General features: G+C 55.8%; 6 protein-coding genes and 1 pseudogene. 4 read left to right on the top strand and 3 right to left on the bottom strand.

Annotation, left to right across the window (positions count from 1 at the left end; genetic code table 11):
* Positions 1-562, top strand: a pseudogene (locus B2R17_RS16850) (hypothetical protein); the annotation flags it as partial.
* A 67-nt stretch (positions 563-629) separates the two neighbouring features.
* Here the strand turns inward: B2R17_RS16850 and B2R17_RS16855 are convergent.
* Complete coding sequence (locus tag B2R17_RS16855; protein WP_286764900.1) at positions 630-1523, bottom strand: HEAT repeat domain-containing protein; 894 nt, start codon at positions 1521-1523, stop codon at positions 630-632.
* 358 nt (positions 1524-1881) lie between these two features.
* On the opposite strand from B2R17_RS16855, the gene B2R17_RS16860 reads away from it, so the two are divergent.
* Together B2R17_RS16860 and B2R17_RS16865 are read left to right on the top strand one after the other, a co-directional pair.
* Positions 1882-3597 carry a hypothetical protein gene (locus B2R17_RS16860; RefSeq protein WP_286764901.1) on the top strand — a complete coding sequence of 572 codons (1716 nt, stop codon included), beginning with the start codon at positions 1882-1884 and terminating at the stop codon, positions 3595-3597.
* The gene (locus tag B2R17_RS16865; protein ID WP_339888425.1) at positions 3594-6584 is read left to right on the top strand and encodes a GlcNAc transferase; all 2991 of its coding nucleotides are present in this window, start codon (positions 3594-3596) and stop codon (positions 6582-6584) included. The genes B2R17_RS16860 and B2R17_RS16865 overlap by 4 nt, the downstream gene beginning before the upstream one ends.
* A gap of 8 nt (positions 6585-6592) precedes the next feature.
* Here the strand turns inward: B2R17_RS16865 and B2R17_RS16870 are convergent, their stop codons facing one another.
* Together B2R17_RS16870 and B2R17_RS16875 are read right to left on the bottom strand one after the other, a co-directional pair.
* A complete protein-coding gene (locus B2R17_RS16870) occupies positions 6593-7213 on the bottom strand; it encodes a DUF937 domain-containing protein (RefSeq protein WP_008653959.1) in 621 nt (206 codons plus the stop codon).
* A gap of 113 nt (positions 7214-7326) precedes the next feature.
* Positions 7327-8166 (bottom strand): purine-nucleoside phosphorylase, encoded by an 840-nt coding sequence (locus tag B2R17_RS16875; protein WP_008664368.1) that lies wholly within the window; start codon positions 8164-8166, stop codon positions 7327-7329.
* A 103-nt stretch (positions 8167-8269) separates the two neighbouring features.
* Here B2R17_RS16875 and B2R17_RS16880 point away from each other — a divergent pair, with 103 nt between their 5' ends.
* Entirely contained in the window at positions 8270-10732 is a 2463-nt protein-coding gene (locus B2R17_RS16880) for an ATP-binding protein (protein WP_286764903.1), read from the top strand.
* The last annotated feature ends 223 nt before the right edge of the window (positions 10733-10955 follow it).

A 10955-nucleotide genomic window follows, 5' to 3' on the forward strand; every position in this document is an offset into this window, starting at 1 on the left:
GTGGAACGATCCCATCCGCGCATTCATGACGATGGATCAATCGCTGGACAGCTTCGAAAAGAAATTGGCTCCCGCTGAGAAGACCGCAGCCAAGCTTGAGAAAACGCTCGGCAAAAAACTCACGATCAAACTCCCATTCGGCAAGAAGACCATCACCTTCAGCATCCGCGAAATTCTGGAAACGCCGGGCAAGGTCCTTGGTGTGGTCCTGAAACCGCTTGAAAAGCTGGCGGACAAACTACTGCAGCCTGTCCTGAAAGAACTCAAACTCGAGATCAAAGCCCCCAGCGGCATCGCTAACCTCAACAGCGAACTCAATCAGTTGCCTTCGATCGAGGCCTCGTTGCGACGCGAAGCCGACCAGTTGCAACAACAAATCACCACGCGACTGCAACAAGTCATCCAAAGCTGGAGTCGCATCCAACCTCATCTGCCGCGGCATTTGACATCACAACCTCAACCACCGAAACGACCGATCGCACGAGAACGTCCGGCACAAAATCCGCCCAGCTCAAAGCCCGCACCGATTCGCGAGTTCCCAGTGATGTTTATCCAGCCCTGAACTAAACAACGGACAGCTCACGACAACATTCATGCTGCCTCGTTCCATCTGGATCGAGGCAGTTTTTTTACTTCTTTGATCGGCTGTGCATGAGCAGGGCATACTCTTCGATGGTGACACGCCCATCGTGATTGAGATCAGCGGGTGCCGGACTCATCAGCATCTTTTGCCATTCTTGCTCATGAAGTGACTTGGAACCGTCTTGGTCGTATCGGCTGATGATCTTCTCGGCGTAGGACAAAAGTTTTGGATTGATTTCCTTGAGCTTCTCGCTGAGGTCAGGCTGCGACTGTTTCGTTGCCACGCTTGCGAAGTACTTTGCCCACAGCGAAACAACTTCGCGACGAACCTCTTGATCGCCCGATTTTGAACGGTCATTCAGACGATCCGCATTCTTAACAACATCGAAATCCAACAACCCAGCAAGCTGCAAATGAAGCAGGGTCATCGGACCGGTCTCTTCCAGCCGATCCGAGAGCTCTGCGTTTGCCATGTCCGAATGACTTTTCAACACGTCGATGGCGGGAGACATCGAACGGTGATTCAGTGGCGCACGTCGCTCCGGGTTTTGATAGCGAATTTCCAAGTAGTCAATGGCGGCATCAACCTTTCGCTGCGGCGTCAACTCCACTCGGTCCAACAATTGAATCGCAGTCAAACGAACCATGAGATCGGAGGCATCAAGGCAATGTTCGACCGCATCCTTCAAACGATCTCCCTCATCCGGAATATTCGCACACGCCTGAAGAGCATTGATTCGAATTTCAGCCGAGGGATCGCTCACAGACATCTCAAACAGTCGATCAACGATCTGCTCGGGATACTTCGCGTCAGTTTCTGTCGCCGCCGGCGAATTGGGCTCCTGCTCTTCAATTGCGAAATCGTTCGCTTGAACTCCTGGGGCCTGAGCCAAAAATGCCATCATCAAAACGATTGAACTGCGATGGAAAAGCTTCCACATTTCGGAAATCCCGTTGAAGGCAAAACGACAGTCGACTGCAAAGCAGTTTATCGCATCCAGGGAAGGCGACGTCGGAGAGTCCCTGAGTTGTTACAAATGGTCTCGCGGAACCAACATTTCCTCGCCTCGGCCCGTCCGCGTGCGGTAGCCCAGAAACGCCCGAACTCCACGATTCACCTCGTCCAGGCAGATTCCTTCATGGAAAGCTTGTCCCGTTCGATCCAGCGGAATTTGGGTCGCAAAAGCCGGTTTGGGAGTTTCCCCCCTCATCAGCTAGAATGTTTTTGCGGTTCCGTGGTGGAGCCTGGAATCGCTTTCGCATGATGAGATGCAATTCGTTGGACATTTGGATGACGGCATGACGGGGAAGACCATTCACGAACTGCTTGAGTTGCCTGAGCACGTCACCTCGCCGCATGCCTACCAAGTCTTTGGGCTGAATCCCGGCGAATCCAACGCGGCTGCCATCCAAGAAGCTATCGCGCGGCGAATCACTCAGTTGAAAGCAGCCAAGTCCAGCACCGCACCCAAAACGTGGTCCCGAGCAGCTCAGGTTTTGCAAACCGCACAAAGAACACTGACGGACCCAAAAAAGAAAGCCAAGCTGGACGCACGTTTCGGCATCGTTTCGATGGACGATGCATCCTCGACCAAGACCGCTTCCCACAGCGCCACAGCGACGCCGCAGAAGGCTGCGTCATCTGACACAGCAAAGCCGAAAGCGCCTGCAGCACCCGTGGTCGATCCGTTGGCGGCATTGTTGCCAACCGGTAACGCGTCCGGCAACACGCAGGCTGCACCGGTTGCTTCGACACAACCTGCGGCTGGTGCCTCGAACAGTCAGTCAGCGACCGAAATCGTGGATGCCACACTGGTCCTTGATCCCGCGGTCAATCAAGTGAACGTCACGCCGGCGGCCAGCCCGGCCGCCGGAATCGGCGACGTCGCTCCCAATTTGACTCCGACAATTTCACAATCTCCCGCTCCGTTGGTTGTCCAACCACGTTCGCCAACCGCTGCTCGCGCCCGGCGACGTCAAAATTCTGGCGGATGGCTGATGGGAGGATTCTTGTTGCTCGGTTTTGTGATTGTCGGATTCCTTGCCGCCTTTTTCTTTTGGGGCCCCGGCGAAGTCCAGGTCGTTCGCAGCAACGATGGGATCACGATCCGAACCAAAAACGACAACGCGAATCAGCAAGGCCAAACTCAAGGACCGGTCGCCGAGCAAAAAGAACCTGTTCGACAAGTTCGACCAACGAACGATGGGATCATAAAACCACCGGCCCCCGCTCAACCCAATTCGCGGGACTCGCTGGGCAATTTCCTATCTAACCCCGGTGCGATGCGTGACCCCACCACCATGCCAGGCCTGCCTGCAGGAATGCCATCGCCGCCCGATACTGCCCCAACACCCGATATGGGAATGCCGTCGGACGCCGGCGACAACATGCAGCCTCCCCCAGCCCCCGAGCCATCTCCCACAACGACACCATCGCCCGCCGCTCGTCCCGAAGCAACTGAGGAAAACATTTCGGCTGGTGATACTGCCATTGCGGCTGCAGAAGCATCAATTCGGCAACGGGATTGGTCGAAGATGAAGTCCTTGGCCGAAACCGCCGAAAAAGTCGCGGCCACCGATGAACAAGTCGCTCGCGCAGAAACGCTTTATCAAATCGCAGACTTGGGAACGTACTATCGAGGTGGCGTTTCCCGGGCGATGGCAGACCTGACCGCCGGCAATGAATTCAACGTGACGGATGCAATTTCGTTGTTGGTCGTTGAAGCCCGTGCCGAACAATTGATCGCTCGCCGCGGAGCTAGAAACTACACCTACACGCTCGACGATTTACCGTTTGTGGTTTCCAAGGCATTGGCTAAGTTCCAGTTACCAATGGAATCCGAAACGGGGCAAGCCGCTCAGGCGGTCTACGAATCGATCGCCACCAAATCCACCCCGGAAATCCGGGCCGATTCGGCGGGTATCTTGCGGTCGCTGCAAAACGTCGAAGGTGCTGACCCACAACGAATTGCCGATTGGATTGAAACCCGATACACCCCATCAACTACGCAGTGACCACCACCTTGAGTAACAAGCTAGCGTTCGCGATTGTCGCCGCGTGTCTGTCCTGCACCATCGTTCCTGCACAATTCGCATGGAGCGTCGACCAGGAATCACCAATGCCTGAAACGCCAACGACTCAAACGGAATTGTTGGCGGCTTCGGAATTCGACGATCGAGTTCAAACGACGTTGCAGTGGTGGCGTGACCGAGATCGCTGGCGGTCTGACGTCATCCAGGCGATCCGCCATCGCGATCCCGAAATCTCGGATCGTGCCCGCTGGGTGCAATCTCAATGGCAACGCGGGATCCTTGCCGACACGCCGACCGAACTGGCCGACATTCTTTCCAAAGTCAGCCCCGCCGAAGCGATTGAAGTGTTGCTCGAAGCCGGCCGATTTCGTGCCGCCACCGTCGCGATGGAAGAAGCTGCCGGAACAATCGAATACGAAGCCATTCTCGCCCGAGTCTCCTTGGTCGTCGAATCCCGCTATCCGATTTACGCCCGAATCGCGGTCCTGCAAAACTCACTTCCTGATTTGATCGCATTTTTAGATCGTGCATCAGCCAACAAGAAAATGGCGTTGTGCCGCGACGATTTGATTCGCAGCGCCGGCGATTCACCTTCGCTTCCAGCGACCGCAGTAACATGGCGAGACGATCAACGAGCGGAAGCATTGTGCGTGATGCATTTGCTGCGTGGAAACCTTGAAGCCGCCTCCGAAGTCGCCCAACAGCACGACGAACTCGCTCAGCAACAACCACCCCCAACCGACGAGCCCAACTCTTCGCGGCACTCGCTGAACCGAGTCGTTCGAATGGTGACATCGGATTGGAAAGCGATCGCAGAAGAATCCGCGCAAGAAGCCAAGCGGCTCGATGAATCCGCAAACGAAGGATCAGCTGCCGAGCAACAATTTGCACGTGACGAAGCCGTTCGGCACTGGTCCGATACTTTGCTCGCCGCCACACGATCGGGCAATGACTCGCTTCGCCAAGCAGCCATCGATGCGTTGACGCGGGAACGCGAAAAAAGTCTTTCGCCGTCCTACGAAACGCTTCGTTGGCGATCACTGCTGATCCACGGGGAAGTCGACTCGGCCATCGATCTATTGGAACAGCAATCACCGCGGGAAGCGTCAGCGGTCGCGATCAAGACATCGCGTCATGCTCGCGGTTTGCAGCTTTTGGGATTTGAAGCAGAACAACTCGACACGCACTTGGAACAATGGATCGACGAAGCCATCCACCAACAACGCAGTGTGTCCGAAGAGGAATTGACTTCCGGATCGGGTGTTGCCCCCAAAGAAAAAGTCCTGGATTGCCTCGCTCTGATGCGAACGGCAATCGACATTGGACGACCTGACATCGCCTATCGAATCGCGACCCAATTTTCCGATTCCAGGATGTATGTCAAAGCCTCGCCGGGACGCGAATCGGTTCTGACTCAGCACTTCGTTCTAGCGACGCTCGCCGCGACGAACAAAACCGACTGGATCTTTGAACTGGCGGCGCCCGAGAAACCCAGCCTTCTATCTCGATTGTCACTGCGTTTGGTTTCGCGTGTGGTTGAACCGACGAACGAAGAACTGCTGTACTACCTCAACTGGTTCATCTTTCACCATCGTCCTGAATGGTCGACCGAGCGTAGCTTCATCACGGCCTGCGAGATCGCGCGAGCCGCTCCGGAAGACATTCGCAAACATCGTGAATGGATCGATTTGCTCGGCGAGCACCTTCGTTCCGGCGAATCGGAAGAGGATCTTCAACGCCGCACCAAGGTCGATGAATACATACTGTCGGAATCGGATGTCCCCTCCGCGCAGCAGTGGGAAGCACTCTTTGAAGCACATGGACGAGCTGATTTCGTCCGCGGGATCGTTCGAGGAATGGCACAGAGTGGAGACCTGCCTGCGCGTTTGAAATTGCTGACCGATCATCACCGAGATGACTCGCACGCTCCTACGCCGGAAGACTTTGAGAGCATCTGGCAAGAAATAATCAGTGAACCACAAAGGGTGCTGAACGCGGGACTGCGAGACGACGCGATGATCGGGTTCCAAGTTGTCCTTCAACAATTCATGTTCGCACAAAGAGACGGCGACCAATCGTTGGCCGATGAACTTCGCACACAATTGCGAGTCATGGCGGCAACACCATCGACCGACATGCGACAACAAATGGCTGACGCGTTGGCCGGTGCCGGCATGTGGGATTTGGCGGAAGACCTGTATCAATCACTGCTCTTGGTCACCGCTTTTGAATCAGACGAAACGCTCGCGTTGATGGACATCGCTCGAGCTTACAACCGATTTGTCCTTCGACGTACGACAGCAGTATCCGCCGACGAGGGCAACGCGGCGGAAGCGGAACTGGAACAACTGCCACCCGACGCGATCGAAAAACGTCTGCAAGCGATCCGCTGGTACGACCTCGGCTTTGCGGGCACCCTGGCGGCCTCGGACTACCAAGAAATCAACTACGTTCTTTTGCCTCAATTGATCCTACGCAATCAATTGGAACTGATCCTGCAATCAGATCGGCAGCAACTGAATACCGACGAACAACGAGAGGTCGAACGCATCTTTGAACTGCTGCTTCGTTTCGAGCCCATCGACATTCACTCAGCGGAATTGATGCTGCCACGAATCAAACAACTGGGCATGACACAGTCCGCCGACAAATGGCTCAACCGGATCGTGGACGCTGGGATGGAACACCTTCGCCAGTTCCCGCTCGATGCGACGACCGCAAACAATGTCGCTTGGTGTGCCGTTCGCAATCATTCGAGACTGGACGACGCGTTGGAGATGTCGCGTCATGCGGTTTCGGTCGAACCGAACAGTGCTGTCTACCGTGACACGCTCGCTGAAATCTTGGCCCAACAAGGCGAGATCGACCAAGCACTGCTGCTGGAACAAACCAGCCTTTTGGACGACCCGGGCCAGTGGCACCTGCATCTTCAAATCGACCGTTTCAAGTCGATGAAAGAAGACGGATAAGGTTTCGCTTACTTGCGACCGAAGAAGCGGCCCATCCCGAACTTGACGACATCCATCATGTCAAAGTCACCGTCGCCATCTTGATCAAAGATCCGGCCCAACATGCTTCCGCCGTCAGCCGATTGCTGCACCGAAGCCTTCTCCTGACGTAGCATTTCGCCCAGCCCATCCGGGGACAACCCTTTGGATTTTCGCTGCTGTCCCAAAACGCCCATCAGGACCGGGGCCAGCATCATCATCAACTTGGTCGATTGGCCCATCGACAGACCGCTCGCTGCGCTAACACCATGTTCGACACGTTCTTTCTTGTTGCCGAGAATGTGATCCAAGATCGCGCCGCCAGCGGTCGTCTTGGAAGTCACGCCAGCGTTCTGAGTAGCATCATCGGATCCAAACAAACCGCCCAAATGATCCAGCACCGAACCATCGTGATCGCGTTCCAACGCATGATGCAATTGGGCCGTTTGGGCAGGGTCATCGGCTTGACGTGTTACCGCACCCAACAATGTCGGCAACGCTGCGCTGACCGCATTTCGAACCGTGGACTCATCCGCGCCCAACGAGCGACTCAGACTTGAGATACGTTCGGGCGTCATTTGACGACCGACTTGTTCCAACAACTCAGACATGGATGAATCCTAGAGACGGGGTCTTCGAAAAGAAGTGAGGAGGTCTGAACGATTGTATCTTTCGTCCGACCAGCATGGCACCCGCCGCGATCGTCCTATCGCGTTCGCATCGATCAAGCGATACGAACTTCGCCGCACTCTTGAACGATGCCGCGGACGATCGTTCGCAGTTTGGGTTCGGCCGCATTTGCCGTCGCAATGATCTCAGACACATCAGCCGGTTTCAGTGCATCAGGCAAGCACATGTCGGTGATCACGCTCAATCCGACGACTTTCATTCCAGCATGCACGGCAACGATCGTTTCGGGCACTGTACTCATTCCAACGACATCCGCTCCGATCTGACGCAGGTAGCGATATTCAGCGCGTGTTTCGAGGCATGGTCCCGCGACTGCGACAAAAACACCTTTGTGAGGATAGATTTCGTTGCGACGAGCGATGGCCAATGTCTTGTCGATCCATTGCTGGTCGTACGGTTCGCACATGTCAGGAAAACGTGGGCCCAAGCGATCGTCGTTGATCCCGATCAACGGGTTGCCGCCCATCAAGTTGATCTGGTCCTCGATGACCATGATGTCGCCGTTGTTGAAATAAGGGTTCAGTCCCCCGCACGCGTTGCTGACGACCAACAATTCGGCACCCATCGCTTTGAATACACGCACGGGCAGCGTGATGTCTTTCAGGTCGTAACCTTCATAAAAGTGGAAACGACCTTCCATTGCCAACACCGGCACGCCGCCCATGCGGCCGATGATCAATCGTCCGGCGTGGCTGGTCGCGGTCGACTTCAAAAAGTGCGGCACCTCGGAATAGTCCAGCGTTGCTTCGACTTCGATGTCCTCGACCAACCCGCCCAGCCCGGTCCCCAGGATGATGCCGACTCGCGGCGTGTCGCGAGTGTGACGACGGATTTCTGTGCAGGCTTCATCAATTTTGTCGTACAGATCGAGCATGGATCAGGTCGTGTTGGAGTGGCACCGATGATTGAAACTGCCGAACGTTGTATGTTACCAACCGCTTGGAATCCACTCGTCTGCTCGCAACACGATTCGTCGCATGTCCTCATCTTCTCCTTCTCAGACATCTGCCACGCCTTCTCCCGACGTGTTCGAGAAACTGGCCACGTTCTACTTGGGACGCCAGTACGACATCGCGGGCGGCAAAGCTCTCGACGATTTGCTGCTCTACGACGCGAAAGATTTGTGCACCCATGCGATGTGCGTGGGCATGACTGGCAGCGGGAAAACCGGACTGTGCCTGTCGTTGCTGGAAGAAGCCGCGATCGATGGAATCCCTGCGATCTGCATCGACCCCAAGGGCGACCTGGCGAACCTGATGCTGGCCTTTCCTGACATGAAGCCCGACGACTTCCTGCCTTGGTTGGAACAGGGCGAAGCGTCCCGCAAAGGCATGACATTGGAAGAGTACGCCGCCAAAACCGCCAAGACCTGGAAGAACGGCTTGGCTTCTTGGGGACAGACGCCCGAGCGAGTTGCCAAGTTCAAAGCCGCCGCCGACGTCGCGATTTACACGCCTGGCAGCAACACCGGAATTCCGCTGACCGTTTTAAAAAGTTTTGACGCTCCGCCACCGGAGGTCCTTTCCAACACTGACGCGATGCGAGAACGAGTCACTGGGGCCGCTTCCGGATTGCTGACCCTGCTTGGCATGGAAGCCGACCCGTTGCTTTCACGCGAACATATTCTGATCAGCTCGATCTTGGATCATTGCTGGCGAGACGGTCGCAGCGTCACGATCGGCGACTTGATCGGCTTGATCTCAGCACCACCAATCACCCGCGTCGGAGTGCTTGACCTCGACACATTCATGCCACCGAGCGAACGAGCCAAGCTGGCGATGACGCTCAACAATTTGTTGGCCTCTCCCGCCTTCTCATCGTGGTTGGAAGGCGAATCGCTCTCGATCCCCGATTTGCTGTACACCAAAGAAGGCAAACCCAAACTATCGATCCTTTCGATTGCACACCTGGGCGATCAAGAACGGATGTTCTTCGTCACGATCTTGCTCAACGAAATCGTTTCGTGGATGCGAACACAAAGCGGTACCAGCTCACTCCGCGCAATGCTGTACATGGATGAGGTCGCCGGTTACTTCCCACCGGTTGCCAACCCGCCGTCCAAACCGCCGATGCTGACGCTACTCAAACAAGCCCGAGCGTTTGGCTTGGGAGTCACGCTCGCGACTCAGAACCCGGTCGACCTCGACTACAAAGGCTTGTCCAACATCGGCACTTGGTTCCTCGGCCGATTGCAAACCGAACGCGACAAGGCTCGGGTACTGGATGGGCTCGAAGGTGCCGCCGCTCAAACTGGCAAGCCGTTCAACAAAGCCGAGATGGAACAACTGCTCGCTTCGTTGGGCAGTCGCGTGTTCCTGATGAACAACGTGCATGACGATGGACCGACCGTGTTTCAAACTCGTTGGGCGATGTCTTTTTTGGCCGGGCCTTTGGCTCGCGATCAAATCTCTGCGTTGATGGCGGATCGAAAAGCGGAACTCGCGGCCGAACAAGCCGGCGAACACGAATCGGTCTCCAACGAAGTCTCCTCACCCAGTCGGCCAGTCTTGCCGACCGGTGTTGGGGAAGCATTCCTTGTCCCCACTCGTTATCCCGGCGGCGATGGTCGGCGAGTCTACCGGGCCGCACTTTTGGGTGAAGGTTCCATGCACTTCGTTCGCAGCAGTGCAAGCGTGGACGAATGGGTCGACGTGCGGCGAGTCCTGCGTTGCGGTAAAGGGGTCCCCGATGACGTGTGGGAATCCAGCGAACCATTGGACGTCGATGCCGAATGGGTGTCCGATCCCGAAGAAGGTTTTGACTTCACCGATCTGCCCGACGACCTTCGCGGAGCCAGCAAGCTGAAGTCCATTCAAAAGCAATTGAAGGACTATCTCTACCGACATCATCCAATGGAGCTTTTCAAAAGCCCCGCGTTGGGTGAGTACGCTCCGGCGGGTGCAAGCGAAGTCGAAGCTCGATTGCATTTCCAACAAGCCGCTCGCGAAGAACGCGATTTGCAGACGGAAAAGCTGCGTGACAAATACGGTTCGAAGATGAAGTCGCTGGAGGGCAAGATGCGAACGGCAGAGGAACGAATCGCACGTGAAGAAGGGCAGTACGAATCCGCCAAGATGTCTTCACTGCTGTCCTTTGGCACTTCGCTGATCGGCGCCTTCATGGGTCGCAAAATCGCCAGCCGTACCAACGTCTCCAAGATGTCGACGGCGGCGAGAGGAGCCACGCGAGCGGCTCAGCAACGCGGTGACGTCAAACGAGCCGAAGCGGCTCTGGAGCAACTGCACATCGACATGCAAGAGCTCGAAGACGAACTGCGTCACGAAATCGATCAGCTCGGACAGGAATTCGACATCGAAAACCTGGAGCTCGAAACAGTGACCATCCCGCCGCGAAAAAGCGACTTGAAGATCGGTAGTCCAGTCATCCTGTGGACGCCTTGGCAAGTCGACTCCACCGGCGAAGCCACGGCGTTGTTTTAGGACACCACGCCAACTCGATTTACATCCGTCGTTCGATTCTTCTGGTAGCTGGATTCACCAGAATTCAGACTCCGCTGAATAGATATCGTCCAAATTCCAAATTTCATCTCGCCAAACGATTGATTGCCAGCCCTCCGGAGAGGAAGTCGTGCAGTTTTTAAGTGCAGTGTTCGCTAGGTTGAGATCACCCTCCTGGACGCAGTTGGGGAGGGTCGGAATGCGA

This window comes from Rhodopirellula sp. UBA1907 (genome assembly GCF_002337565.1).
GTDB lineage: Bacteria > Planctomycetota > Planctomycetia > Pirellulales > Pirellulaceae > Rhodopirellula > Rhodopirellula europaea.

What these genes read in the sequence shown, in the direction of transcription:
- B2R17_RS16855 (WP_286764900.1), bottom strand. Translation starts at nt 1,523, where the DNA reads ATGTGGAAGCTTTTCCATCGCAGTTCAATCGTTTTGATGATGGCATTT.
- B2R17_RS16860 (WP_286764901.1), top strand. Translation starts at nt 1,882, where the DNA reads ATGACGGGGAAGACCATTCACGAACTGCTTGAGTTGCCTGAGCACGTC.
- B2R17_RS16870 (WP_008653959.1), bottom strand. Translation starts at nt 7,213, where the DNA reads ATGTCTGAGTTGTTGGAACAAGTCGGTCGTCAAATGACGCCCGAACGT.
- B2R17_RS16875 (WP_008664368.1), bottom strand. Translation starts at nt 8,166, where the DNA reads ATGCTCGATCTGTACGACAAAATTGATGAAGCCTGCACAGAAATCCGT.
- B2R17_RS16880 (WP_286764903.1), top strand. Translation starts at nt 8,270, where the DNA reads ATGTCCTCATCTTCTCCTTCTCAGACATCTGCCACGCCTTCTCCCGAC.